The organism is Candidatus Flexifilum breve (assembly GCF_016713355.1).
The window spans coordinates 1,710,304-1,736,249 of the sequence record NZ_JADJPI010000035.1 but is presented as its reverse complement, the minus strand read 5'-3'; the positions used below and the strand labels follow the sequence as shown (position 1 = coordinate 1,736,249).

At 59.4% G+C, this 25,946-nt stretch carries 25 protein-coding genes and 1 riboswitch; of the genes, 20 read left to right on the top strand and 5 right to left on the bottom strand.

Going from position 1 to position 25,946, the window contains the following annotated elements; all coding sequences use genetic code 11:
• The first annotated feature begins 55 nt into the window (after positions 1-55).
• From IPK17_RS30300 to IPK17_RS30245, 13 genes are all read left to right on the top strand, one after another.
• Positions 56-1,189, top strand: a complete 1,134-nt coding sequence (locus tag IPK17_RS30300) for a HAMP domain-containing sensor histidine kinase (protein ID WP_343421435.1) — start codon at positions 56-58, stop codon at positions 1,187-1,189.
• Positions 1,183-1,848, top strand: a complete 666-nt coding sequence (locus IPK17_RS30295; RefSeq protein ID WP_343421434.1) for a response regulator — start codon at positions 1,183-1,185, stop codon at positions 1,846-1,848. The genes IPK17_RS30300 and IPK17_RS30295 overlap by 7 nt, the downstream gene beginning before the upstream one ends.
• Positions 1,845-3,563 carry a reductive dehalogenase gene (locus IPK17_RS30290; RefSeq protein WP_343421433.1) on the top strand — a complete coding sequence of 573 codons (1,719 nt, stop codon included), beginning with the start codon at positions 1,845-1,847 and terminating at the stop codon, positions 3,561-3,563. The genes IPK17_RS30295 and IPK17_RS30290 overlap by 4 nt, the downstream gene beginning before the upstream one ends.
• A 643-nt stretch (positions 3,564-4,206) precedes the next feature.
• Complete coding sequence (locus tag IPK17_RS40725) at positions 4,207-4,452, top strand: FmdB family zinc ribbon protein (protein ID WP_350341658.1); 246 nt, start codon at positions 4,207-4,209, stop codon at positions 4,450-4,452.
• A gap of 81 nt (positions 4,453-4,533) precedes the next feature.
• On the top strand, positions 4,534-5,919 hold the full coding sequence (locus tag IPK17_RS30285) for a reductive dehalogenase (protein WP_343421432.1): 1,386 nt from the start codon (positions 4,534-4,536) through the stop codon (positions 5,917-5,919).
• Positions 5,920-5,948: 29 nt separating this feature from the next.
• Positions 5,949-6,230: a VcrB family reductive dehalogenase putative membrane anchor gene (locus tag IPK17_RS30280; RefSeq protein ID WP_343421431.1), complete on the top strand. Its 282-nt coding sequence runs from the start codon at positions 5,949-5,951 to the stop codon at positions 6,228-6,230.
• A gap of 87 nt (positions 6,231-6,317) precedes the next feature.
• The gene (locus IPK17_RS30275; RefSeq protein WP_343421430.1) at positions 6,318-7,571 is read left to right on the top strand and encodes an FMN-binding protein; all 1,254 of its coding nucleotides are present in this window, start codon (positions 6,318-6,320) and stop codon (positions 7,569-7,571) included.
• Complete coding sequence (locus tag IPK17_RS30270; protein WP_343421429.1) at positions 7,526-7,756, top strand: hypothetical protein; 231 nt, start codon at positions 7,526-7,528, stop codon at positions 7,754-7,756. Before IPK17_RS30275 ends, IPK17_RS30270 begins: the two co-directional genes overlap by 46 nt.
• A complete protein-coding gene (locus tag IPK17_RS30265; protein WP_343421428.1) occupies positions 7,753-8,259 on the top strand; it encodes an FAD:protein FMN transferase in 507 nt (168 codons plus the stop codon). Before IPK17_RS30270 ends, IPK17_RS30265 begins: the two co-directional genes overlap by 4 nt.
• Positions 8,201-8,779 (top strand): FAD:protein FMN transferase, encoded by a 579-nt coding sequence (locus IPK17_RS30260; protein ID WP_343421427.1) that lies wholly within the window; start codon positions 8,201-8,203, stop codon positions 8,777-8,779. The genes IPK17_RS30265 and IPK17_RS30260 overlap by 59 nt, the downstream gene beginning before the upstream one ends.
• 27 nt (positions 8,780-8,806) lie before the next feature.
• Positions 8,807-8,953, top strand: a riboswitch (adenosylcobalamin (AdoCbl) riboswitch).
• Between the two features lie 81 nt (positions 8,954-9,034).
• Positions 9,035-10,246 carry an ABC transporter substrate-binding protein gene (locus IPK17_RS30255; protein ID WP_343421426.1) on the top strand — a complete coding sequence of 404 codons (1,212 nt, stop codon included), beginning with the start codon at positions 9,035-9,037 and terminating at the stop codon, positions 10,244-10,246.
• 95 nt (positions 10,247-10,341) lie between these two features.
• Complete coding sequence (locus tag IPK17_RS30250) at positions 10,342-11,442, top strand: iron chelate uptake ABC transporter family permease subunit (RefSeq protein ID WP_343421425.1); 1,101 nt, start codon at positions 10,342-10,344, stop codon at positions 11,440-11,442.
• The gene (locus IPK17_RS30245; protein WP_343421424.1) at positions 11,439-12,452 is read left to right on the top strand and encodes an ABC transporter ATP-binding protein; all 1,014 of its coding nucleotides are present in this window, start codon (positions 11,439-11,441) and stop codon (positions 12,450-12,452) included. The genes IPK17_RS30250 and IPK17_RS30245 overlap by 4 nt, the downstream gene beginning before the upstream one ends.
• A 205-nt stretch (positions 12,453-12,657) precedes the next feature.
• On the opposite strand, the gene IPK17_RS30240 is transcribed toward IPK17_RS30245, so the two are convergent.
• Both IPK17_RS30240 and IPK17_RS30235 read right to left on the bottom strand, forming a co-directional pair.
• Positions 12,658-13,680, bottom strand: a complete 1,023-nt coding sequence (locus IPK17_RS30240) for a 4Fe-4S binding protein (RefSeq protein WP_343421423.1) — start codon at positions 13,678-13,680, stop codon at positions 12,658-12,660.
• A gap of 80 nt (positions 13,681-13,760) precedes the next feature.
• Positions 13,761-14,642, bottom strand: coding sequence for a LysR family transcriptional regulator (locus IPK17_RS30235; protein ID WP_343421422.1), 882 nt, complete (start codon positions 14,640-14,642; stop codon positions 13,761-13,763).
• A 249-nt stretch (positions 14,643-14,891) separates the two neighbouring features.
• Between IPK17_RS30235 and mbhE the strand changes: the two genes are divergently transcribed.
• From mbhE to mnhG, 7 genes are read left to right on the top strand one after another with little or no spacing between them, the layout of a single operon-like run.
• Positions 14,892-17,273 carry a hydrogen gas-evolving membrane-bound hydrogenase subunit E gene (gene mbhE, locus IPK17_RS30230; RefSeq protein ID WP_343421421.1) on the top strand — a complete coding sequence of 794 codons (2,382 nt, stop codon included), beginning with the start codon at positions 14,892-14,894 and terminating at the stop codon, positions 17,271-17,273.
• Positions 17,270-17,704 carry an MnhB domain-containing protein gene (locus IPK17_RS30225; RefSeq protein ID WP_343421420.1) on the top strand — a complete coding sequence of 145 codons (435 nt, stop codon included), beginning with the start codon at positions 17,270-17,272 and terminating at the stop codon, positions 17,702-17,704. The genes mbhE and IPK17_RS30225 overlap by 4 nt, the downstream gene beginning before the upstream one ends.
• Positions 17,704-18,048, top strand: coding sequence for a Na+/H+ antiporter subunit C (locus tag IPK17_RS30220; protein ID WP_343421419.1), 345 nt, complete (start codon positions 17,704-17,706; stop codon positions 18,046-18,048). The genes IPK17_RS30225 and IPK17_RS30220 overlap by 1 nt, the downstream gene beginning before the upstream one ends.
• Positions 18,049-18,105: 57 nt before the next feature.
• Positions 18,106-19,542: a proton-conducting transporter transmembrane domain-containing protein gene (locus IPK17_RS30215; protein ID WP_343421418.1), complete on the top strand. Its 1,437-nt coding sequence runs from the start codon at positions 18,106-18,108 to the stop codon at positions 19,540-19,542.
• A complete protein-coding gene (locus IPK17_RS30210; RefSeq protein WP_343421417.1) occupies positions 19,539-20,015 on the top strand; it encodes a Na+/H+ antiporter subunit E in 477 nt (158 codons plus the stop codon). Before IPK17_RS30215 ends, IPK17_RS30210 begins: the two co-directional genes overlap by 4 nt.
• On the top strand, positions 20,012-20,305 hold the full coding sequence (locus IPK17_RS30205; protein ID WP_343421416.1) for an MrpF/PhaF family protein: 294 nt from the start codon (positions 20,012-20,014) through the stop codon (positions 20,303-20,305). Before IPK17_RS30210 ends, IPK17_RS30205 begins: the two co-directional genes overlap by 4 nt.
• Complete coding sequence (mnhG, locus tag IPK17_RS30200) at positions 20,302-20,646, top strand: monovalent cation/H(+) antiporter subunit G (protein WP_343421415.1); 345 nt, start codon at positions 20,302-20,304, stop codon at positions 20,644-20,646. Before IPK17_RS30205 ends, mnhG begins: the two co-directional genes overlap by 4 nt.
• Before the next feature lie 452 nt (positions 20,647-21,098).
• On the opposite strand, the gene IPK17_RS30195 is transcribed toward mnhG, so the two are convergent.
• From IPK17_RS30195 to IPK17_RS30185, 3 genes are all read right to left on the bottom strand, one after another.
• The gene (locus IPK17_RS30195; RefSeq protein WP_343421414.1) at positions 21,099-23,123 is read right to left on the bottom strand and encodes a chloride channel protein; all 2,025 of its coding nucleotides are present in this window, start codon (positions 23,121-23,123) and stop codon (positions 21,099-21,101) included.
• Positions 23,124-23,788: 665 nt separating this feature from the next.
• Positions 23,789-25,417, bottom strand: a complete 1,629-nt coding sequence (locus IPK17_RS30190; RefSeq protein ID WP_343421413.1) for a molybdopterin-dependent oxidoreductase — start codon at positions 25,415-25,417, stop codon at positions 23,789-23,791.
• A 62-nt stretch (positions 25,418-25,479) separates the two neighbouring features.
• Positions 25,480-25,923: a hypothetical protein gene (locus IPK17_RS30185; RefSeq protein ID WP_343421412.1), complete on the bottom strand. Its 444-nt coding sequence runs from the start codon at positions 25,921-25,923 to the stop codon at positions 25,480-25,482.
• Between the last annotated feature and the right edge of the window lie 23 nt (positions 25,924-25,946).

Below are 25,946 nucleotides of genomic sequence, written 5' to 3'. Positions count from 1 at the left end.
GTCACTGGAAAACGAGCTTCAACCTGTTAGAGTGTAATAAAAAGCTCGTACTCGTATGATGACATTAAAACAACACACTCTCTGGAACACCCTGTGGACGTGGGCGGGACGAGTCTCCCTGCGCCAGAAGATTATGGGGATCATCGTCGCGCCGCTGCTCATCCTCGGCTTCACGATTGCCTGGTGGGTGAGCAGTCAGCTCGGCGGTTGGCTGTCGTACCTGCTGAGTGAAGAGCGCGTCGCTCAAGCCATGTCCGTCGGCCTGCGCAGCGTGGTGATCATCACCGTGTTCTCGGCGCTGGCCGGGATTGGGATTGGCTCATTTCTCACGTGGCTGCTCACCCGTCCGATCCTTGATATGACCTTTGTCGCCCGCCACGTGCGCGATGGCGATCTCTCCGTGCGCGCGCCCGTCTGGGCGAATGACGAAATCGGTGAACTCGGACGCGCGTTCAACGACATGATCGCCAGCCTCGACACCTCGCACCGCGAACTTGAACGCTCCAATGAGATGCGCGCGCAGCTTTTGCACAAGGTCGTTTCCGCGCAGGAAGACGAACGCCAGCGCATCAGCCGGGAACTGCACGATGAGACTGGACAAGCGCTGACTTCGCTGCTGGTTCAACTCAAGATTCTGGATAACTGCACTAGTTTGGAGGAAGCACAGGTCCAGGCAGCGGGTATTCGCCAACTCACGCAGCGCACGCTGCACGAGGTGCGGCGGCTAGCCGCTGATCTGCGTCCAGCAGCCCTCGACGATCTCGGCCTGATTTCGGCGCTGGAAGGCTACATTGACAACTATGCCAGCAAATCCGGCTTGCAGGTTGATTTTCAGCCGCGTGGGATGGAACAGGAGCGGCTGCCGCGCGATATGGAGATTGTGCTCTATCGGGTGATTCAAGAGTCTCTGACGAATATTCTGCGCCACGCGAACGCCAAAACCGTCAGTGTCATCATCGAACGCCAGCCCGCCCAGCTCCACCTCTCCATTGTGGATGATGGCTGTGGCTTTGACATAGAGAGCGTTCGCAGCGCCAAGAATCGCGGCTTAGGCTTGCTCGGCATGCAGGAACGCATCGAACTGCTGGGCGGAACGCTGACACTCGCTTCGGAACCGGGGCGGGGAACGCGACTGGAAGTCGTACTGCTGCTGCCAGATATCGTCGGCACAGGAGCAGAAACATGGTAAATCAGATAATTCGCATTGTCCTCGCAGACGATCACGCGGTGCTGCGGGCGGGGCTCCGGGTGTTGTTAAATGCCGAACCGGATATCAACGTTGTCGGGGAAGCGGGAGACGGCGAAGAGGCGCTGCATGCGATTGCCCAGTTCCAACCGGATATCATTGTGCTTGACCTGATGATGCCGAATGTCAAAGGGCTGGACATCATCGAGCAGATCAGCAAGGCGTATCCGCACACGCGTGTCCTCGTGCTGACCATGCACGCGGAGACACAATATGTTCGCCATGTCGTCAAGGCAGGCGGCGCGGGCTACGTACTGAAGAGCAGCGCGGATACCGAACTCATCAAGGCAATTCGGGTAGTCGCGAGCGGTGGCTCGTACCTGACGCCCGAAGCGACGCAGGTCCTCATCAGCGATTATCGCGAGAAGGATGAACCGGCTTCGAAACCAGTTACCGGACTCGACTTATTGAGCGAACGTGAGCACGAGGTACTGGTCATGACGGCGCTCGGCTACAGCAGCCGGGAAATCGGCGAACTGCTGTTCATCAGCCCGAAGTCGGTCGATACCTATCGCCAGCGTCTGATGGAAAAGCTCCGGCTCGAAAATCGGGCGGAACTCGTGCAGTACGCGTTGAAAAATGGGCTGCTTGATTCCAAATGACCAATAACCAGAATCCGCGCGACATCCTGAAACTTGAATCTCATTTTCGCTGGCTGCGCGTTCGGCGGCGCACGGCGAGCGAATGGCTGGCCTGGGGATTATGGCTGTTGTCCTTAGCCATTCTGCTTGAATACACGTGGAGCAGTTTTGTCGAGAGTGAAACACAGGCCACCGTGCTCGCCGGGGCGCTTTTCTTCGGGCTGCTCGCAGCCGGGGTGATCGTCAACATCATGCGCGGTGTTGACGCCCAGAGCATACACAAGTATCGCTCGCAGCAGATCGCGCAAAAAGACGATGCCCTCGGCAGCAGCTCCGAACCTGATGAGACACAGGCGAATGGGCGTCCCCTGACGCGCCGCCAGTTCATCAAAACCGTGGGTATGGCGGGCGTTACCGCCGGCGCAGCGGGGTCGACGGCGCTGGTTGCTGGTAGCCAAATGTTGGGTACGCCCATGTCCGGCGGCGTGTATCGTCGACCGTGGTGGGTGCGGCAGGTCGAAGTTCCGACGACGGGCATCGATTGGGACATGATGCAGCGGGTCGATGCCGCCCGCAACACGCTGGCCGGCAATCCTGCATTGGGGCGCTTCGGCAGCGCGGAAGAAAATGACTATCTCGAAACCGTTCGGCGCGAAAATGAACTCTCGCGCTTAACGAACAACGAAACCGGATTCACCCTCAAAGATGTAGCGCTGGCGAACGCCTTTTCGGGAACCAGAGACATCATGCCACGCACGTTCCTCGGCCCGCGGCAAGCACCGCGCCCCGAAGATCTCGGCGTCGACCGCTGGCAAGGATCGCCAGACGAGAATGCGCGTCTGCTCAAAGTGGCGATGCAGCAGATGGGCGCGGCGACTGTCGGGATCGTCGAACTCGATGAACGCACGCGCAAACTCATCTACAGTGTGGATAATGATGGCAAGCGCCTTGAGTTCGAAAATGTCGAGCACGCCTACGAGGACACGGAAAAGCGCGTGATTCCGTTTGCGGCGCGCTGGGTGGTGGTGTATGCCGTACAGATGTCGGATATTGCGATCAGGCGCGCGCCAACCAAGATCGCGCAGATGGCGACGACCGAAGCGTACCAGCGCGGCCTGATGATCCAGAACAATGTGCAGGAGTTCTTACGGGGACTCGGCTATCAGGGCTTAGGCGAGGCTGAATTGAATGGTCTTGGCATTGCCCCGGCTCTCGCGGTGCTCGCCGGTTTAGGCGAACTCTCGCGTTTGAACCGGGTGGTCACGCCGGAATTTGGCCCGATGGTACGCATCTTCAAGCTGATCACGGATCTGCCGCTTGCACCGGATAAGCCAATCGACGCGGGGATCGCGCGCTTCTGCCGCACGTGCAAGAAGTGCGCGGAAGCCTGCCCGCCGAGCGCGCTCAGCTTTGATACGGAACCGGGCTGGATTCCCATTGGCGAATGGAGCAATCCCGGACATCAGGCATGGTTCGAAGACTCGGTGCGCTGCCGCCGCTACTGGTACGAAGAAGCTGGCAGCAACTGCGGCATCTGCTTCTCGGTGTGTCCTTTCTCCAAGCGCAACCGCAGCTTTATGCATGATCTGGTGCGGATGCAGATCGCCACTTTCCCGGAACTGGACGAACTCACGCGCACGATGGACGATGCCTTCGGCTACGGTGTGCAAAAAGATCCCGGTGACTGGTGGGATCTCGACTTGCCCGAATATGGCATCGACACCCACAAGGATTGAACTTATCTGTAACATCAGTTAGGGATAAGCCAATCGTAGATCCGTCCACGTCAAAATTGTCCCCTCACCCCCTAGCCCCCTCTCCCACGCAAGCGAGGAGAGGGGGAAATCTGTCTCCCCTCCCCGAATTCGGTTGAGGACAGGACACTTTTAACAATCGGGAGGATTGTAGGGACGCCCAAGGCGTCCCCCCCCCGGCGGGGGGGGCGCGCCCCCCCCCGGCCCCCCCCCAAAACCCTTTCCCCCCCCCCCGCGCCTTAATGGTTCCCATTGTTAAAACTGTCCCTCCGTCAACTGAATTCGGGGAGGGGTCGGTGGTGGGGTCAGCGAAGCGTTATCCATAACTCACATTAATCTTATCTGTAGGGAATTTCCCTACAGATAAAGTGTATAGATTGTCGTGATTCTCCCGACAAACGATCACAACCTTCCTGACAGACAATCCCCTGTAAATTCGACACAATCTACCTAATTGAAGTGGTGGAAATCCGGTGGAAATCCGGTGCTGAGCCGCAACTGTGACGCCGGGAAACCGGCGAAGCCAGATGACCAAATCGGCCATTCCTACGAGTCTTAGGGGGCGGGCAGCGCGCAGGCGCTCCCGGCTCTTTTTGTTTACCGGCCAAGCAGCAGGAGGTTTGAAGTGCCCGTTTACGATTACCATTGCGCCCACTGCAAGACCACCTTCTCCGTCCGGAAGTCGATCTCCGAACTGGACAGCCCGTCCGCTTGTCCCGAATGCGCCTCGCAGGAGACGCAGCGTTTGATCAGTGTCGTCGCGATTTTCTCCGGCGGCGGCGGGGGCGAACGTCGGGCGCTGGCTGGGGTGTCGGCGTGCGGAGGATGCAGTGCCGCTGGCAGCGGTTGTGCGAGTTGTCGTCCACGCTAATTCAGCGTGATTGCGGTCTCAAGAATGCTTTTAGCAGACAGCACCCCGGTCACGGGGCTGCGGTAAGGAAGGGATTTACCTATGACCTCAAGTTTGAATAGACGCGAGTTCTTGAAAGAAATGGGGCTGCTCGGTATGGGAGCTGCCACCGTCGCCGCGTTAGGGCCCATCGAGGAATTCGGTGAAAGCTGGAGCGATAAGCCCGGCATGCTCGCCCGTCCGAACTGGGTGCGGACCATCGGGCAACCCACGGCTGAAATCGACTGGGAAGCCATCTACCGCTTCGACGAACGCAACACGGTTCGCCGCGGTTGGAGCAAGTACATGGATGCGGAAGCGTTCCAGGCCGTGCAGGATCAGAATGCGATTGCTGTCTATGAGCGCAATCGTGCAGGCCAGGTGGGCTACTCGACGCGCGACATCGCGCTGTATCGCGCCAGCGGCATCGGCGCAACCCAGTCGTTCCTCGGTCCCGACAATGTCGCCAAGCCGGAAGAGAACGGTATTCCGCGTTGGGAAGGCACGCCGGAGGAAGCTTCCGAGATGATCCGTTCGGCTCTGCGCGCGTTTGGCGCGGCGACCGTCGGCTTCGTTGAACTGGATGCGAACACCGAAAAGCTGATCTACGCGATTGACCCGGACGGCAAAGAACTGGTCATCAGCGAAGATACCGAAGTCCCCGAAGAAACCGAAACGCAGCGTATCATCCCCAAGAGCGCGCGCTGGGTCATCACGTGGACGGTGCAGATGTCGCAAGAAGCCATGCTGCGCAGCCCAACCCCGGTCGGCGCAGCGACCACCGCCCTCACCTATGCTGAAAATCGCGCCATCCAGAGCCGTTTGCAGGGCTTCCTGCGCGGGATTGGCTACTACGGTCTCGGCGAATCGGAAACCAATGCGCTCGGCATTGCCCCGGCGTTCGGCGTGCTCGCTGGCCTCGGCGAAATGTCCCGTTTGAACCGCATGATCACGCCGGAATACGGCCCGATGGTGCGCGCCTTCAAGATGGTTACGAACCTGCCGGTCGCGCCCACCAGCCCGATCGACGCCGGTATCATGAATTTCTGCCGCACCTGCAAGACGTGCGCGACCTATTGCCCGTCCGGCGCGTTGAACACCAACAGCGAACCGTCGTACGAGACGCAGGGCGCGTGGAGCCGCGGTGGCGTCCGCACCTGGTATGAGAACTCGCTCTCCTGCCGCAACTACTGGGCGGAAGTCGGCACGAACTGCGGTATCTGCTTCGCGGTGTGCCCGTTCTCGGTCAAGGATCGCGCGCTGATCCACAGCATGGTCAAGGGTGTGATCGGCACGACGACAATCTTCAACAGCGCGCTGGCCGAACTCAGCCGCACCGTCTACTCGCCCGGACCGAAAGATCAGCCGCAGAAGGATCCGGAAGAATGGTGGCGTCTGGATTACGCGGAATTCGGTATTGATAGTCGGCAGGGTCACGCTGACGCCTAAGCGCGCAGAGAAAAGAAAGGGCATACCCCATGTTGTTTTGGATTATCGCAGGTTTCCTGCTCGGCGCTGGCGCGCTTTACCTCCGTAACAATCCGAAGATCAAGCTGGCCTGGTTTGACTGGGTTCTGCTGGTCCTCGCCGTCGTTTTCTTCATGCTCGCCATCGAGAACTACAACGGTTCGATGGGCGAACTGGAACCGCGCGCCGCCGGTGTGCTGCTGGCCGCTTTCGGTGTGCCGGGGCTGATTCTCGCCGCGGTGGTCGCTATCCGCGCGTGGCGCAGCACCCAAAAGGCTGCCCCCGCCGCCTAAATCGGTAATGGTCACATAGTTCACCAGTCCGGCGGAGAGACGCACCTGTTTCTCCGCCGGAATCGATATGTAGAGAGATCAGTCGTCATGGACAAGGCAGCGTTGCAGAATACCATCCAAGCCCGGCGGGCCCGCCAGAAACGGCGGCAGACTCTGGTGAGTCTGGCCGCATTTGCGATTCTGGTGGCGGCGTGGCTGATCGGCTATCTCGGCCAGAGCGGCGAACTGCCCCTAAGCGATTACTTCGCCGACGTGCTGCCACAAGCGGAACGGGTTGAAGCGGGCAGCAATGGGCTGTTCACGGGTTTCGCGGCGAGCGCCGATGGCTCATTTTCCGTCGTGGGTTACGCCATGGCGGGCATCGGTTCTGGCTATGGTGGACCAGTCGCGCTGTTGGTGGGGACAGATACTGCAGGTACCATTCTGAATGTGGCGGTCGTTCAGCATGTCGAAACGCCGAACTTCTTCCGCCAGCTTGAAGACTCCGATTACTACAGCCAGTTCATCGGCGCGCGCTATGACGAAGCCCTGACAATTGGCGACGATATCGACGGCGTGAGTGGAGCGACACTCTCCTCCGAAGCCGTCGCGCAGAGCATTCGCTTGGCCGTACGCGGTATCGCGGCCCAGGCGATCCCCAATGCCGTGATCCCGCCGGACAATCGCCCGATCCAGTTCGGCGTGCCGGAAGTGACGCTGCTCGCGCTGTTCATTGTGAGCTTCTTCCTGCATCGCATCCGGTCGCGGTCACCGTTCAAGAAGTATGGACGGTGGGTCGTGATGGCGGCGGGGGTGATCATGCTCGGTTTCATCTTCAACAAACCGCTGACGCTGGCGAATGTTATTTCGCTGCTCGCGGGCTACTTCCCGGATTGGCACAACAACCTGTATTGGTTCCTGCTGCTCGGCGGAATCATCGTGGTGACGTCCATTCAAGGCAAAAACCCGTACTGCTCGTGGTTTTGTCCGTTCGGCGCGACTCAGGAATTTCTCGGGTCACTCACTGGCGCGAAAGCGTATCAGCCGCGCCAGATCTACAGCAAACTACAATGGCTCCAGCGCGGCCTATCCTTCACCGCGATTGTGTTAGGCTTAGCCCTCCGCCAGCCGGGCGCGGCCAGCTACGAACCCTTTGGCACGCTGTTCAATCTCGAAGGTTCGTGGCCGCAGTGGGTCTTACTCATTCTGATCCTGTTTGGCTCGCTCGTGATTTATCGTCCGTTCTGCAATTATCTCTGCCCGCTGGACCCGGTCGTCTCGTATATCGGTGAAGTGCGGCATTGGGTGAAAAACTTATGGGACAAGAAGAACGCCCAACCGACAAGCGGCAGTATCTCTTGATCGGCTATGTGGCTGTCTGTGTGGTGCTGGTGTGCCTGACCCTTGTGCTGGCGCTGACTTCAGACCCTTCAGTGGCGATCGCGCAGCCGACGCTCCGCGCAACCGCGACGCGCAACCCGATTGTGCTGACTGCGCAGGCCGACTATGCGACTGTCGTCCCGACGCCAACAAGGAGCGGATCATGAACCAGAAACCGGCGTCGCTGTCACGTCGCCAGTTCATCCGCCTGACCGCGTTCGCCGGGTTGGCTGCTGCTGGTGGTCTCGGCCTGTCGGCCGGGCTGCGCGCCGCTCAGCCGGTTGAATCCGTGCAGGAAACGCGCATGCTGCTCGGCAGTATCGCCCATCTGACCGTGATCAGCTCGAACGGCGCCCAGGCGCGTGCGGCGATCATCGCGGCGTTCGACCGCATGGCAGCGCTCGAAGCGGTGTTCAGCCGTTTTCGTCCGGACAGCCAGTTGAGCCAACTCAATGCGACGGGCGCGCTGAGCGATCCGCATCCTGAACTGAAAACCGTGCTGACCAAAGCGGTCGCTTATGGCGATCTCACCGCGGGCGCCTTTGATGTGACGGTCGAGGCGGTGCTCAGGCAGTATCGCGCGGCGGCGCAGTCGGGCACACTCCCGACTCATGAGCAAATCGTCGACGGCGCAGCGGCTCGTCGATTACCGTCAGATCGCCATCCATGAGGATGCCATTCGCCTGAATCTTCCCGGCATGGCCGTTACGCTCGACGGGATCGCCAAAGGTTACATCATCGATGCCGGTGCCGCTGCCCTACGCGAACTCGGCTTCGATCAGGTGCTCGTTGAACTCGGCGGTGACCTGCAAACCTACGGCAGCGCAACCGCGCAGTCGTGGCAGGTGAGCATTCAAGCGCCGCCCGGCAGCGCGAGTACGACCCCGATCATCGCGGAGTTGGTCAGCCGCGCGCTGGCGACCTCCGGCGATTACCAGTACACGTTCACGCCGGATCGGCGACTGCATCACATCCTCGACCCGCACAGCGGCGTATCACCGGATGAATTGAGCAGCGCCAGCGTGATCGCGCCGACGGCCTGCGATGCCGATGCACTCGCGACCTCACTCATGGTCATGGGCGCGGAGGCGGGGCTCGCCTTAATTGCGCGGCTCCCTGAGGCTGAAGCGCTGGTCATCAACAAACATGGGATCACCCGCCAGTCAGCCAACTTTCCGGTGCGGGCCTAAGGTGCATGCGATGATCTGAGGCGACTACATAGTCCGTCATGACAGTCTAAAGTGAGGGAAGACCGGTGCGAATCCGGCGCTGTCCCGCAACGGTAACGGCTACCCTGCCGAAGCCCGATGACTCACCAGACAGTCTTGTGCAGTGTCCTTCGTGGAGAAAGGGTGCGAGCTAACGAAACGATTTATCGTTCACCCGCTCACAGGCGGGTTTTTTCTTTGGTGGGCAAGTCTATATCGTCAATCCAGGATTCTCTGATGAAAATCACACGTTTCACCTTTATCCTCTGCTCTTTAGTGACCGCGCTGCTGCTCACGGTGGTCATCACCGTCGATGCGCAGGCCGCGGCTCCCGAGATCAACCTCATCGATGGCTGCGTCGAGAACTACGACCCGACCGTCGATTACTTCCCGGCGAAAGCCACCGTCGATTATGCGAATAACTTCGACGTGGAATACTTCAACAACTACAAAGTCGTGACCATGCTGCCGTGGGTTGGGGCAGAAACGCCGCTGCAATACGTGCTGGTGCAGTGCGGCACGCCCGCCCCGGAGGGCTACGCGGATATCCCCACGTTTGAAATCCCGATTCAACGGTTCGTGACCATGTCGACGAGTATGCTCCCGCACCTCGACGATCAAGGGCTGCTCGATCATCTGGTCGGCGTGGATACCACGCTCTACACGAGCAACGAAGACGTGCTGGCGCTGGTGGCGGCGGGTGATGTGGCTGAAATCGGCGGTGGCGGCACGGGCGGCGAGATCAACTTCGAACTGCTAATCAGCATCGAACCCGATCTGGTCATGGCGCAGGAATTCTTCGCGGGCGGAACGACCCTCGCGCAGCTCAACGATGCGGGCGTTCCCGCCGTGCTCAACGCGGATTACACCGATACATCGCCGCTCGGGCAAGCCGAATGGGGCAAATATATCGCCCTGTTCTTCAACACGGAAGCGGCGGCGAATGAGCTGTTCGCGGGCGTCGCGGAACGCTATACCGCGCTCACGATGCTGGCGACGGATGTGGCGACGCGCCCCACGGCGATCACCGCCAGCCCCTTCAGCGGCGTGTGGTACATGCCCGGCGGTGACAGCACCATCGCGCAGTTGTTAGCGGATGCGGGCGCCGACTTTCTGTGGGCGGAAATGCCCGGCACGAGCAACCCGCTCGATTTTGAAGTGGTGCTCGAACAGGGAGCCGAAGCGGAATTCTGGGTGAATGTCAACCAGTTCTGGAGCACGCAGGCGCAAATGCTGGCCGACGACTCGCGCTTCGCCGCCTTTGCCGCTTTCCAGACGGGCAACCTGTGGAACAACAACCTGCGCATGAACATCAATGGCGGCAGCGACTACTTTGAGACGGGCGCGGCGCATCCCGATCTCATCCTTGCCGATCTGATCAAGATTTTCCATCCGGAACTGCTGCCGGATCACGAGTTCTACTTCTATCAGCAATTGGGTGCGGAATAAGTAAGCACACGGGCGGGCGAGATGCACGTATTTCGCCCGCCCGAACGACTCACAGCATGTCTTGGTGTAAATACCGCTTTTCGCGAGGAAAACTTATGGCACAGCGCATCCTATCAACCCCAACGATCACGCCCGCGACCCGCCCAACGGTCGCGCTGCCCGGCTTAAAAACGCTGCTGGTCGGCGGACTCCTCGCGCTGTTGGTCGGCCTACTGTTGGTCAGCCTCGCGCTCGGTTCGGTGACGATCCCGCTGGAAGAGGTGCTGCGCGTGCTGCTGGGCGGCGAGGCAAGTAAAGCCGTGTGGACGAGCATCATCCGCGATTTCCGGCTGCCGCAGGCGCTCACGGCCATCCTCGCGGGCGCGGCGCTCGGCGTCAGCGGACTGCTCATGCAGACGTTCTTCCGCAATCCTCTCGCCGATCCGTTTGTGCTGGGCGTCAGCTCCGGCGCGAGTCTCGGCGTCGCGCTGGTCGTGCTGACGATTGGTTCGGTCACGACGACGCTGCTGACGGGACTCGGCGTGTTCGGCGATCTGGCGCTCGCCGCCGCCGCCAGCTTCGGCTCGGTCGGCGTGATGGCGATCATTCTGCTGGTCGCACGGCGCGTCAGTGGCGGCACGACGCTGCTCATCATCGGGCTGCTGTTCGGCTACCTGACGAGCGCGGTCGTCAGCGTGCTGCTCTACCTGAGCATCCCGGAACGCATTCAGGCGTACATCAACTGGACGTTCGGCAGTTTCAGCGGCGTGACGTGGGATCAACTCACCATTATGGCTCCCGTCATCATCGGTGGGCTGAGCGCGGCTTTTCTGTTGTGCAAGCCGCTCAATGCGCTGCTCCTTGGCGAAGCCTACGCGGAGAGCATGGGCGTGAATCTGCCCCGGGTGCGCTTCGCCCTGATTTTGGCCTCCGCCGTCCTCGCGGGAACAATCACCGCGTTCTGCGGGCCGATTGGTTTCCTCGGCATTGCGGTGCCGCACTTCTGCCGCAGTCTGTTCAATACGTCCGATCACCGCGCGCTGATTCCACTCACAATCCTCGTCGGCGCCGTGGTCGCGCTGCTGGCGGCGATCATCGCAGATGTGCCGGGCAGTTCACTGGTACTGCCGCTCAACGCCGTGACCTCGCTGATCGGCGCGCCGGCGGTTATCTGGGTGATCCTCAGCCGGCATAGTGTGAAGGCGGCGGCAGCATGACCGAACACCTGTTGCAGCTTGAGGAATTGAGCGCGGGCTATGTCCAGCGGGGCAAAGCCGCCCGTCCGGTGGTTCAGCCATTTTCGACGAACATCAATCCCGGTACCGTCACCTGCCTGATCGGGCCGAATGGTGCGGGCAAGTCGACGTTGCTGCGCACTATCGCGGGCATGCAGAAGCCGCTCAGTGGTCGCGTACTGATCGGCGGCAGTGACGTGCAGCGCCTGAGCGCCGCCGAGCGCGCCCGCCGTCTCAGTGTCGTGCTGACACAGAAAATGGAAGTCGGCTTGTTCACGGGCTATGCGCTGGTCGCGCTCGGGCGCACGCCGTACACGGGCTGGTTGGGGCAGCTCTCAGATCACGATCATCAAGTGGTGCGCCGCGCTATCGAACTAGTGGGCGCGGAGAGTCTGGCGGAGCGCCCGGTGCAGCACATGAGCGACGGCGAACGCCAGCGCATTATGATCGCCCGCGCCTTAGCGCAGGAACCCGATCTGCTCATCCTCGACGAACCGACCGCCTTTCTCGATCTGCCGCGCCGGGTCGAGTGTATGCTGCTGCTGCGCGACCTCGCGCGGCGCACGGGCTGTGGGGTAGTGCTCTCCACGCATGATCTCGACCTGGCACTGCGCTGTGCCGATCAAATCTGGCTGCTGCCTTACACCGGAAGAATTCAGGTCGGTCTGCCTGAAGATCTCGTGCTGAACGGCGCGTTTGAGGCCGCCTTTCGCAGTACGACTGCCGGGTTTGATCTGCTGACAGGCACGTTTCAGCCGATCGCCCGGTCATCAGCGCAGGTTGTCCTTGCAGGCGCAGGCGCGCCCTATGTCTGGACCAAACGCGCGCTGGAGCGGGAGGGTTACGACGTGGTTGATCAACCGGCACCGCATTTGCCGACCATTCATGTGGAAAGTACGGGAACACCCGGCTGGCAGGTCAAACAGAGCAATCGATGTATCGACTGTGACTCGCTGCGCGCTGTGCTGGAAGCGCTGCGTCAGAACCAGTGACACAGACACGGCGCTAAACTGAAGAGCGCGAAGCAACAGTCACGAAAATCAAACCAACTTGACGGCAACATCGAGTCCAGACAGAACGTGTTGGTTGGTCAACTTCAGATTTTCGATGGTATACGCTTCGAACAGCGAGAGGCTGCAATCGGACGTGTCTTATCCGTGCGTAATACAGTAATCCTAAAAATCGGGACAGGTAGGCTTAAGTCGTTGTGGGAATCTGAAATTTAGGTGCGGTCAGATTGCCCTTGAAGCGCGTTTTGACGGCGTCATAACCCACCTGGCTAAAGGGGCAAACGGCCAGACAGACCGCACAGCCATAGTGCTGTGTGAAATATTCGCGACAGGTATGGTGCTCAATACACTGCATGCCGCCGTCGCCGCGTGGCTGCGGTTGATCATAGATGGCGTCTACGGGGCAGCTGCGCACGCACTTGCGACACATGGCGCAAAAATCACGCACCCACCCATGCTCGTTAGTGATCGTGATCGGTAGATTGCTGATATTGGTGTAAATGGTGTTGATGCGCAGGCGTGCCCCCTGTCCCGGCGTTATCAGCAACCCGTGATAACCAATCGCCCCGAGACCGGCCAGTTCTCCCAGATGCACATAGTCAGTCAGACCACCGAGCGCGGTGCCGGGATAGGCGGCAAAACCCTGCTGCTGCAGAAACCGAGCGAGCTTGGTGCCGATGACGGCCATGTTCTTGTAACCGCGCATCACTTCGAGTTGTGATTCGAAGCTCGGTGAGGTCGAGATCGGCGCTTTGTCCATTTCGACCGTGTAGACAATGGCATACTCACAGGGAATGCCTTTGCCCTGGAAGATCGCATTCCGTGGCACTTTGACATATTTGATATCTTTCACGCCGGCTTTGAAGGCCAGGGCTTCGAGTTGTGCCAGCACGTCAGGAGTCACCTCACTGCGAGCGGCTCGAAATTTGCCGTCGTACATGCGTGCTGCCCGCTGCATATTGAAGATCAGAGGTAAGGCTTTCGGGATCACCCGCAGCTTCTGGCGCGGATTAAGATTTGCCAGCGACATCTGCTCTTTGGGTAGATGCGCATCAAACGGTGTACGTGGTTTGGATTCCGGTGCTGGTTGAATGAGCGTGTCGAAATTCTCTAGGTGCTTGTCCATGCCTTCGAGCAAGCGGTCGAGTGAGGGCGCGTTTTGTTCGCTGCCACCGCCGCGTATGATCATGTTGAACATCTGCTTGAACATACTGACTCCTTTTTGAGTCAGCATACTCCAGTGTTTACATGAAACCTAATCAAATTGCTGCTACTCTATATGAATAGAATTCATGCAGTGTCGCGAGTAAATCCGTGCGCTTTGGCCCAACGGGCACAACTTTCCAAAAACGCTTCGGCGGCGGGCGCTTTGAGATTCGAGGCCAAGTAGATATCGGTAAACTGTCTTGGGGCTAATGGCAGGGCGACTATCCCGGGCGTGTCCGTATCAAGCAGCATCTTTAACACCAGCGCGACCCCCATCTTTTCACGGACCATCGCAAAAATCGTATTCGGGGTGCTGACCTCGTGGCGCAGGCGGGGCAGGGCGCCATGACCAAGCCCAAGCAGCACGTGCATCAGACCATACTCGGCTTTTGGACCGATCAAGGTCTCATTGGTCAGGCTCTCCAGCGAAATGGCGGACTCATGGGCTAGGCGATGGTTGGCCGGTACGATAACGGTAATCTCCGCTTGGACAAAGGGGATTGAGAGCGCGAAGCCCTCAGGCCGCGTCACCGTGGCGATATCAATGACGCCGTTCTCCAGCCAGTCGACCAGCTCACGCGGCGTGCCCTCAAACAACACGACGTCGATATCAGGGTATTTTTGCTGAAAATCACGGAGGATCCCCGTTAGCAGGCGGCTAGGGACTGTGCTGACACATCCAAAGCGCAGTTTTCCAACGGTCAAGCCCCGTTCGCGCGCGGCTTTCTGCCGGATCGCTTCTGTGTGGTTCAGAATTGCGCGGGCATGCTGCACCACCTCGTGGCCGACTCGCGTCAGCGCGATCCCTTGCCGCCCGCGTTCGAGCAGGGTGACGCCGAGCTCAGCCTCCAGACGGCTCAACGAGTAGCTGACGGCGGACTGGGTCAACCCGACGACATCCCCTGCACTCGTCAGACTGCCGGTATCGACAATCGCCACCAAGACTTCCAACTGGTTGAGGTTCATAGGACTGCGCTTTCGCTGGGATTCAAGCTGCTACGGCATGATTGAGTTTGCTGCTTCACCTCTACCACAGGCAAAGCTGCTGTCAGCGCCGTTCGTTAAGTCGACGGTATTGGCGTTTTTCAGCCCAATTCGAGTTTAATCCGTCTTTCATGGAGAAAAAGAAAGCTTTCGTTTATAATTTCTCTCAAAGAGATCTTCTTTTCTTCCAGCGTAACAAACAAACGGTATCATTCATACGGTGAAAGAGAGGTGGGGTCGCTGATCGCTGCTGTATTAGCCCCTGCACTAGCGGCGTTGCTTCTGCTAACGCCGCTGCGTAAACGTCCAGTCTGGGCGGCGCTGGTCCCCGGAGGCTTATTTCTGTATTTTCTCGCCCAACTGGCGGTTGAGACAACGCAGTCGGTTATCATTCCGTGGGTGCCCTCCTTAGGCGTTAATCTGAGCTTTCAGCTCGATGGCCTCGCGCTGCTGTTCAGCCTGATCATCAGCGGGATTGGCACATTAGTGCTGCTGTATTCCGCTGGTTACTTCGAAGACGCTTCCGAGTACGCCCGCTTCAGCCGCTACACGCTGATCTTTATGACGGCGATGCTGGGCGTTGTCACCAGCGCGAATTTACTCCTGTTGTTCATCTTCTGGGAGATCACCAGCCTGACATCGTACCTGCTGATCGGCTTCAATCACGACGATGAAGCTGCGCGCAGCGGGGCGCGACGGGCTTTGATCGTCACCGGCGGGGGCGGCCTTGCGCTGATGGCGGGTTTCCTGCTGCTGGGTCTGATCGGCGGCAGCTTTGAACTCGCGGAACTGTTGAATCAGCGGGAGGCGATTCAGGCGCACGCGCTCTATATCCCGGCGCTCCTGCTGATATTCGTCGGAGCCTTCACCAAGAGCGCGCAGTATCCGTTTCACTTCTGGCTCCCCGGCGCGATGGCCGCGCCGACCCCCGCCAGCACTTACCTGCATTCCGCGACGATGGTCAAGGCGGGCGTGTTTTTACTGGCGCGCCTCGGCGGTCTGCTCAACGACACGCCGACTTGGGACGGAATCACGCTCATCGTCGGGCTGATCACTTTTCTCTATGGCGGTGTGATCGCCTTGCGCCAAACTGACCTCAAAGCGATTCTCGCGTACAGCACAGTGAGCTGGTTGGGCGCGCTGGTCGCGGTACAAAGCTCCAACAGTGAATATGCGGCGGTCGCGTTTGGCGTTGGTGTGCTGGCGCACGCCCTCTACAAAGCGGCGCTGTTCCTCACAGCCGGCAGCGTGGATCACGGTGTGGGCACGCGCGATATCCGCCAGTTGGGTGGCCTAGCGCGAGTCATGCCGTTCACGTTCGCGGGTGCGCTGATCGCGGTCGTCAGCATGGCGGGAATTCCGCCGCTGCTCGGTTTCCTGTCGAAAGAACTTCTCAAGGCCGCTTCCGTGTATGATGGTCAGCCGGACGCGTTTCTGATCATTTTTCCGATCGCCGCGGTGCTCGGTTCGGCGCTCACGGTCACCGTTGCGCTGCGCTTCCTGTGGGATACCTTCGTTCGTTCCGCGCCAGCAGAGGCCCACCATCATCCCCATGAAGTCAGCCCGCTGATGTGGATCGGCGCGCTGGTGCTCGGCACGCTGACACTCGGGCTGCCGCTCGCGCTCCCGTTGACGCTCGATCCGCTGCTCGGACGAGTGGTCGCGGTCATGCGCGGCGCGCCTGCGGAAATCCATCTGCATCTGTTTGAAGGGATCACCACGCCGCTCATCATGAGCGCGATCTCGATCACGTTGGGCTTCGGTCTGTTCCTGCTGCGGGGGCGGGTGATCCGTTTGCTGACGCGCCTGCCTTCGTTCGACACGGTCGGGGTGTATCAATGGCTGTTCTACCGGGCGCTGCCTGACGGCGCGGCTTGGCTAACCATGCGGTTGCAAAACGGTCGGCTGCACTTCTATCTGCTGGTCGTCTTAGGCTCGGCCATCAGCTTGACCGCCGCGCTGCTGCTGTTGGGACAGGTGAACCTGACAAATACTGAAACTCTCGGCGGGTTGGATCCGCTGGCGGGTGTGATCTGCGTGCTGCTGATGGCGGGCGCGATTACGGGCGTGATCGTGCCTACGCGCTTGGGCGCAATTGCGATTCTAGGGATCGAAGGCGCACTCCTCTCCTTGCTGTTCGCTTTGTTCGGCGCGCCCGATCTCGCTTTCACGCAGCTCATGATCGAGGTGGTCACGCTGGTGTTGTTCGTGCTGGCATTCCATTTCCTGCCAAATGCCTTCAACATGCAGATACCGCGCCGCACCCGGTTCTTCGATATTACGTTTGCCGCCGCCAGCGGCGTCGTGGTCACCCTCCTGATTCTTGCGGCAGCGGCCAATCCGATTGCCGAGTCGATTAGTGGGTACTACGTGGAAAATGCGTACGAGGTGGGACATGGGCATAACGTCGTCAATGTGATTCTGGTGGATTTCCGCGCTCTGGATACGCAAGGCGAAATCCTCGTGCTCATCATTGCTGCCATTGGCGTGACCGCGCTGCTGCGGCTGCGCCCCTCAGGGCAGCCTCGTGGTCTGCACCTGCCGCCCGATCCGGAGACGAGCATCACACTCCCCGTGGAAGCAGATGTCAATCTGGAGGTGGAACAGCCATGACGCAGTCCCTGTTCTTACGCTTTCTCGCGCGGATGATGATGCCCGTGCTCATCCTGTTTTCGCTGTTTTTGCTGCTGCGCGGGCACAACGAGCCGGGCGGCGGTTTCGTGGGCGGTCTCGTCGGCGCGGGCAGCATTGTGCTGATGACGCTCGCTTATGGCGCGGATGAAGTGCGGCAGCGTCTGCGCATCGATTTTCTGCGCGCTATGTTTTATGGACTGGCCATCGCGCTCGGTGCGGGCGTGATCGGTTTAGTGCGGGGCGTTGCCTTTCAGGATGCATTCTGGTGGGCGCCGTTCATCCAGGGCATCGGGCGGATCGAAATCAGTACGCCGCTGCTGTTTGATATTGGCGTGTATATCGTGGTATTCAGCGTCACGTCGTCCATCGTGATGAATATGGCCGAAGAAGGCGAACGGGAGGATCACTGATGCTGCTGCTCTTTGCTATCACGGCTGGGGTTATTTTTGCGTGCGGTGTGTATCTGATGCTGCGTCGCAGTGTAGTGCGCCTGATCATAGGTCTGTCGCTCTTGACCTATGCCGTCAACCTGTTGATTTTCTCGCTGGGGGATTTGCGCCGACGGGCCGCGCCCATCATCGACGCTGTTCCAGAAGACCAGATGGCTGATCCGCTGCCACAAGCGCTGATCCTGACCGCGATTGTGATCAGCTTTGGGATGCTGGCCTTTTCACTGGCGCTGGCCTACCGCGCGAGTCAAGCGGCCATGACGGATAACATCAACGCGTTACAGCACACAGACGGGGAGTTTTAGCATGCAGCCATATATCGTCCTCCCCTGATCATCCCGCTCTTGATGGCGCTCACCGCTTTGGCGCGGTTTCGTAATTTCCGCCGCCGTCTCGCGCAGATCGGCGCCTTTGCGAATCTGTTGGCGTGCATCGCGCTGCTCATCGTCACCGAAACCGGGCAGATTCAGGTGTCGCAAATGGGCGGACATCCGGCGCCTTACGGCATCACACTGGTCGTCGACGCGTTGAGCGCGATCATGCTCACCATCGCGGCAGTTATCGTGTTCGCGGTCGTGATGTATTCGCGCGCCGCTATCGACACGAACCGGGAACGATTCACGTACTATCCGCTCCTCGGGTGTCTACTGCTCGGTATCAACCTCGCGTTTCTGACGGGCGATCTGTTTACGTTGTATGTTGCCTTCGAGATCATGTTGATGGCGTCATTTGTGCTGCTCACGCTCGGCGGCGAACGCGGTCAGTTGGAAGGTGGGCTGAAGTACGTCATTCTGAACGTGGTCGGCTCGACCCTCTTCCTCATCGCCATCGGGTTGACTTATGCGGTTGCGGGCACGCTCAATTTGGCCGATCTGGCGCAGCGTCTGGCAGACGCGCCTGCGCCCGGCATCACCACGGTGCTGGCGGGCTTATTTCTGGTCGCGTTTGGCATCAAAGCGGCGATCTTTCCGCTGTTTTTCTGGTTGCCCGCGTCTTATCACACGCCGCCCATTGCAATCACGGCACTGTTCGGCGGTCTGCTGACCAAGGTCGGCATTTATTCCATGTGGCGCGTGCTGGTCATGGTGTTTCCGAACGAACTCACGACGCTGCAACCGCTGCTGTTCGCGCTGGCCATGCTCACCATGGTGACCGGCGTGCTCGGCGCGGTCGCGCAGATGGATTTGCGGCGCTTGCTCTCCTTCCACATCGTCAGCCAGATCGGGTATTTGCTGATGGGGACGGCGCTGCTCACCGAAGCCGGACTAACCGGGGCAGTCTTCTTCATGATTCACGTGATTCTGGCGAAAACGGCGCTGTTCTTTATCAGCGGCATCGCGCATGAAGCACAGGGCAGCTATGACCTCAAAAAGCTGGGCGGCCTCCGCGCTATGCATCCCGGCGTTGCGCTCCTGTTCATCGTGGCGGCGTTTTCGCTTGCCGGACTGCCGCCATTTTCCGGCTTCTGGGCGAAGCTGCTCCTCATCCGCGCCGGCTTAGAAGCCGGACAATATCTGGTGGTGGCGGTGGCGCTCGGCGTCAGTCTGCTGACCCTGTACTCGATGGTCAAAATCTGGAACGAAGCCTTCTGGACGCCGCCCGCACCCGGACGGGTCGCCGCCATGCTCACGTGGGAGGATCGACGTAGTCTGATGTTCCCCGCCGCGCTGTTGGTCGTGCTGATTGTCAGTGTCGGGCTGCTCGCTGAACCCATCTATCGCCTGTCGGCGCAGGCCGCCGAGACGGTGATGCAGCCCACCACCTACATCGAAACCGTACTGATCGAAGGTGAAGAATGACTTTCTTCCTGATCAATATTTTGCTGGCGTTTCTCTGGGCGTCCTTTCAGCAATTTCGCCCGATGGATGTCGTGATCGGCTTTATGTTGGGCTACGGACTGATCTGGTTGACACGCGACTGGTTGGGTGACACCGCGCCTCGCTATCTTCAGCGTATGCCAACCTTCATGCGTTTCCTGATCTACTATCTCGCCGAGCTGGTGTCGTCGACGTGGGGCGTTGTGCGAGCGCTGTTTCGCGATCAGTCAACGCTGCGTCCCGGCATCATCTCCTTCCCACTGCAAGCGCAGACGGATCTCGAAATCGTTTTGCTCAATAACCTGCTGGTGCTCACGCCCGGCACGCTCGGTGTCGATCTCTCGCCTGATCGGAAGACGCTCTACATTCATTTTCTGGATATCCCGGATGCTGACGCTGAACGGCAGCGGATCACCCAGGGGTTGGAACGTCGGTTGCTGGAGGTGCTGCGATGAACACGATGTTGTTCCTTGTTGAACTCCTGTTGCTGTTCTCGCTGGTACTGGTATCGATCCGGTTGCTGCGCGGGCCAACACTGGCAGATCGGGCGGTTGCTTCAGATCAACTGGCACTGCGTGTCGTCGCATTGATTGCCGTGCACAGCATGGTCTCAGATCAATCCTTTCTGATCGATCTCGTCATTGTGACCGCGATTGTCGGCTTTTTGAGTATGGCGGTGATTGGGATATACATCGAGCGGATCGTTCGTCGGAAACGCGGTGAGGAAATTGGAGACATTCTATGACGCTCGCAAATATCTTGATCAGTGTACTGCTGCTGCTTGGAGCGTTGATTATGGTGTTGGCCTCTGTGGGACTGCTGCGCTTTGGCGATGTGTATCTCCGGATGCATGCGGGCACAAAAGCCAGTACGTTGGGCATTGGCTTCATCATGATTGGCACAGCCCTGTATTTCAGCGACGCACTGCTTACCATCAAACTGATTGCATTGGGCGTTATTTATTTCTTCACTGCACCCACTGGAGCACAAGTACTCGCTCGGGCTGCGCATATCGCGCGCACCCCGACGGTGAAGGAAACATGGATTGATGAGCTTGATGAAACGGGGGAATCGAAATCCGGCTGAATGACATGTTCACGCGTAATTTGTCGCAGAGATCGGAATCTGCATCGATGTACACGGATGGAATTTGTTACTCAGATGGACTCCTGAAATGCCGGACTGCCCTGACCGAGAAGTTCTGATGCTGTGTGCCCCAAAATTCACATAGCCACAATGCGACTTTAAGAGCCGAGATAGTTGATTGCGCACAAGGTTAGCGCTAAAGTAAGTTCTCAACCCCCCCCCCCCCCCCCCCCCCGCCCCCGCCCCCCCCCCGGCCCGGCGCGGCCCGGCCCCGCGGCCCGGGGGGGGGGGCCCCCGCGCCCCGGGGGGGCCCCCCGCGGGGGGGGGGGGGGCCGGGGGGCGGCCCCCCCGCCGCCCGGCGCGCGGGGCCCCCCGGGGCCCCGCCCCCCCCCCCCCCGCCCCCCCGCCGGCCCGCACGCGGGTGCCCTGGCGAAAACTGAAACAGAACGAGATTAGTCCGTGTTTTGATCCAGAATCTGGCGAAGTCTGATTTCGGCAGATGACGTTGTGACCACTGTTAGCACATCACTCTCGTGAATCCGCGTGTCACCGCGAGGAACTATCAGCTGGCTGCCGCGTCGAATCGAGGCAATTACACAATCGTTGGGCAAATTGATATCACGCAGTCGCTTGCCGATCAGGCCACTACCAACGGGTACACGGCAATCCACTACATGTGCTCCCGTAAGTCGTAGTCGAGTTTGTTCGAGTGTATGCTGTTCTTCCGCTTTTCTGGCGACCGCACGGCTGTAGGCCTGCAGGATAGCAGGGCGGTTGATAATGCCGATGGGCAGGCGGGTGTGTTTCTGCAATACGGGTAGTCCCCAGAGATCACGCTCCCCTAAACGCCGCATGACATCCGAAAGCGGTTCGTCCGGCGATGCTGTTATCACGTCGCGTGTACAAATATCTGCGACCCGCCGCGTTTGTGGAAGCTCTTGCTCGTATGCCTGCTGTAAATCGCTCAAGGTAACAATACCTTGCAGTTCGCCCGCGTTATTCACCGCGCACAGCGCCCGTGCACCTCTGGTGCGTAGCGTGTCCCGTAGTTCTACAAGTGGAGCATCCATTTGGATGGTGTAAGCTGGGGTCTTCATAGCGTCAGCGACGCGCAGACTCTGCATAATATCCAGATCGCGTCCCTGCTGCAGGCGCACGCCCTTGCGCAGAAGGCCGAGCGTGTAGACGCCACTCGGCTGAATCCGTTCTGCAACCAGAATGCAGATCGCCGAGGTGAGCATGATCGCGAGGACTAGGCGAAAATCCTGTGTGAGTTCAAAGACCAGCATGATCCCGGTAATCGGTGCGCGCACGACGCCTGCCATCATGCCTGCCATCCCCGCAATTGCAAAACCTTGCGGATTACTCAAGCCTTCGAGAGGCAAGACTTGCCCCAAAAGACGACCAAAGGCGCCGCCGAGCATTGTCCCGACGAACAGCGACGGAGCGAAGATCCCTCCGACGAATCCGCCTGCCATGCTTACCGTCGTCATCAGCAGCTTGGCCAAGCCGAGCACGATGAGGAAGCCGAACGCCAATTCCCCGCCACTTCCGCTGTTCAGTACTTCCACCATGAAATCGCGTCCAGGACCCATAATCTGTGGCAGGAATAGGGCGACGATGCCGACCAGCGCGCCCGCTAGCGCGGTCTTGAACGGGCGGGGAAGTCTTGCTCCGTAATGATGCCAAACATCGTGCTGCCAGTAAACCAGACGGATGAACAGAATCGAAACAGGCGCGAGCAGCAGACCGAGGATCGCAAACAGCGCGATATTCCCAACACCGCCCAATTGGTAATGTGTAAAGGTAATCAGCGTGCGCGGGGTGCCTATCGCCTGCATGAAGGCGGAAGATACGACCGCTGAAAGTACCACGATGCCGAACGATCCGGTGCCGAACTGCCCGTTGAGCACGATTTCCAGCGCGAAGAACACGCCAGCGATTGGTGCACGAAATGCAGCGGCGATTGCGCTGGCAGCGCCTGCGGCCACCAGCAGCTTGATGCGCTCATCGGACATGCGCAGGCGCTGCCCCAAAAACGAACCGATGTTGGAGCCAATTTGAACGCTGGGGTCCTCAGGGCCGACGGATGCGCCAGCTCCTAGTGACAGGGCAGACGCGACTGCTTTGAAGGGCATGCGCCAGTAACGTAGTCGACCGCCGGAGAGCGCGACTGACTCCATGATGCCGGCAACGCCATGATGCCGTTCTTCTCCAACAAAGCGCTGCATGATCCAACCGACAATGAGACCCGCCAATGTCAGTGAGATGATCACTGCGGCTGGGCCGACGATGCCATGCAGGATATCTTCGGCCAGTAGTTCCTGGAATAGCCAGTGAAAGAACTCGATTCCGTGATCAAATGCCCAGATGGCGATCCCTGTGGCCAAACCTACACCTACGGCAAGTGAGAGCAGGACAGCGTTTTCGGAAACGAAAGGCCGCCGCCGTAGATCACGAAGGGGATCCAGATTCATAGTACTTTGCTCTTGGTAAGTCGTCGACATGTGCCGATTATAGGACCCAAACTGAGCATAGCTAGTGGCAAGGAGCGGAAGAGTGTCCTTTAGGATACCGCTCACCGTCCAAAGGATGAATGCAATAAGATCACGAGGCTTTGTAAAGTGCAGTCGTTTCGGTGACGTTTGCTGATGAGGACAGGTTATGAGCACCGACTGTCTGATCTGGCCTTCCCTGTGGCCAAATGTGAAATTGACAGACTACATCTGACACTCTGGGTAAACTGAGAGGGAAGGGAGAGTGTCAGATTGGCGCATGGAGAGCAGATCATCAAGCCGAAGTTGGCACTGCTGAAACCGGCAGAGACGCTGGGAACTGCGATCGAAGCCTCCCAAGTCATGGGTGACTCCCGGGAGAGCTGCTACCGGTTCAAGGAACTGGACGTTACTCAAGGCGAAGCCGGACTCCCCGAGATTAGGCGCAAGAAACTGAATTCCAAAAACCGGATAGACGTTGCGGTAGAAACTGCGGGGGGCCTCCGCCTAATCCAAGCGCTTGGGTTCTATGTCGATCCTATCCGGTGTCAATCATCAGTACTAGCGTGACGCTGCTGGAATTCTCCTTGGATAGGTTTATCGGCTACCAGTATGATTGCCCCACTATAGTCTGTGGACGCGGTTGGTTATAGGGTTTCGGAAACAGAGTGAATCCCGGTCGCACCGCTCGGACGTACTCCCTCGACGGTTTCGATTTGCGGCGTACCATCTGCCTCGACGCAGCGCACAGCAAACGTGTGTTCGCCCGGCTCAAATTGCCAGTCGTAGCGCCATATCACCCAGGCGCGGTCGGACAATGGCCGTCGCAGCTGCGCATCTTGCCATGCGCCACCATCAACTTGAACCTCGACCTGTGCAATGCCGCGCGTGCCTGCCCAGGCAATTCCACCAATTGGGACAAAGCGGTTCTCGGCAGCATCGATCACCATCATATCTACGGCGACAGTATCGATTACGGAGGTCGCGCGCACCAAGGCATCGCGATCCCAGCCACGCCGCACCCAGTAGCCTTCGCCCCACTCTGAGACGAATTCCATCCCCGTGATCCACTTGGGCTGCTTCATACCATAGTGATTCGGGATGTGGATGCGCAGCGGGAAACCGTGCCGCTGGGTCAAAGCTTGCCCATCCCACGCCCAGGCCAGCATAACGGTTTCGTCCCCGCGGATGGTCGCCAGATCGACATACTCATCAAATCCGTCCGCCGCGGTGATCTTGATGTGCGTCGCTTCAGGCAGTGGACGGGCAAGGTCGAGCAGGTTTTGCATACTCGTTCCCATCCACAGCGTCGTGCTGATCAAATCTCCCGCGAGCCGGTTGGAAATGCACGACATGGTGACAAACTGTTCCATCGACGGCAGCGCGCGGATTTCTTCCAGCGTGAGTTCGAGCGGTGCTTCGACCAGACCGTTCACCGCAAGGCGATACGTTTCTTCGTCGAGCGCCGGTCCGCTGCCTGTGTTGATGTCGATGCGGTAGTGCTGACCGAGCGGCGTGTATTCGGGGCGCGTGCCGGGCGCAGGCTGGACCGGATCATTGGCGTTGGGCAGCCGCGCCGCGATATCGCCGCTGGCGCTGAGCAGTTCCGTCGCCGTAGCGCGGCTGCTGTTGATCAGCGCCGCGAGTCCAGTTCCGAACAAGGTTATGGTCGCCGCAGCGCCGCCGATCTGGATGAGGAACTGGCGGCGCGACAGCGGCGTAACCCCAGCTTCGCGCGTTGGTTCTGGCATCTGGCGTGTGAGAAGGTACAGGGTTTGCCCCAGCACCAGCCCCCACAGCCCAAAGGCGGCGATCAGCCATACAGCGGTCGCCAGAGTTGGCGCGGTAGCCGCCCGATCCAATGACAGGCTGATCAGCAGGAAGGGCGTGCCGAACACCAGCCCGAACACGATGCCGGACAAGCGGGAATCACGCGAAAAGGTTGCACTCCGTGCCAACAGGCCGGGCGCTGTCTGTAAGTAAATCAGCGCCGCCCCCAGCGTGATTCCAGCAAACATCGCCACCGCCATCGTCTGTTCTGCGAGTTTGGCGGTATCGTCGGTTGCACCGAGATTGAGCGCACGAATCGAGTCGACCATGAGGTCGATGCCGAACGTGAGGAGATTGCCGGGCAGCAGGCGTGCGACCAGATCAAACAGGTTGAAGGGTGGAAAGGCCACGCCGATCAGAACAGCAGCGAGATATAACACGGCCACCAGCGGGAAGGTCAGGAGAAATGCCACCAGCAGCGTGATGGGTATAGAGAGCCTGCGCATGAGTTTACCTTTCAGATCATGGCCGGGGACCCTTGCGGCGTCCCCGGCCTCGGAGGGGCGTCCTAGCTGCCGGATTCCATCATCATGCCTTCGCTGAGCGTGGTGTAGAGGAACGCGTCGAGCTCATCGCGCAGCGCCGTACAGGCAGGATCTTCGCCTTCCACGTGTCCGGGAGTGAGCATGACCATATCGCCCATCATGGTTTCCTCGGTGCCCATCATGGCTTCTTCCGTCGCCATCATGTCATCACCCATCGCTTCCTCGCCCATCATCGCCATCATCTCGTCGAAGAGCGGCGCGTACTGCCCTTTTTCGAAGGTGGAGACGTCGACGGACATCGCGTGGAAGCCGTAGTCGTGTTCGGCGATGTAGAGCAGTGCGATCAGCGTTGAATCGCACGTGTGGGTCATCATGTCATCTTGTGCCTGAGCGGTGCGGGAGGAAAAACCGACGAAAGCCGAGAGAACGAGCGCAAACGCAGCGATCAACAGAACCCGTTTCATCATCTATCTCCTGATTAACTAGCGGA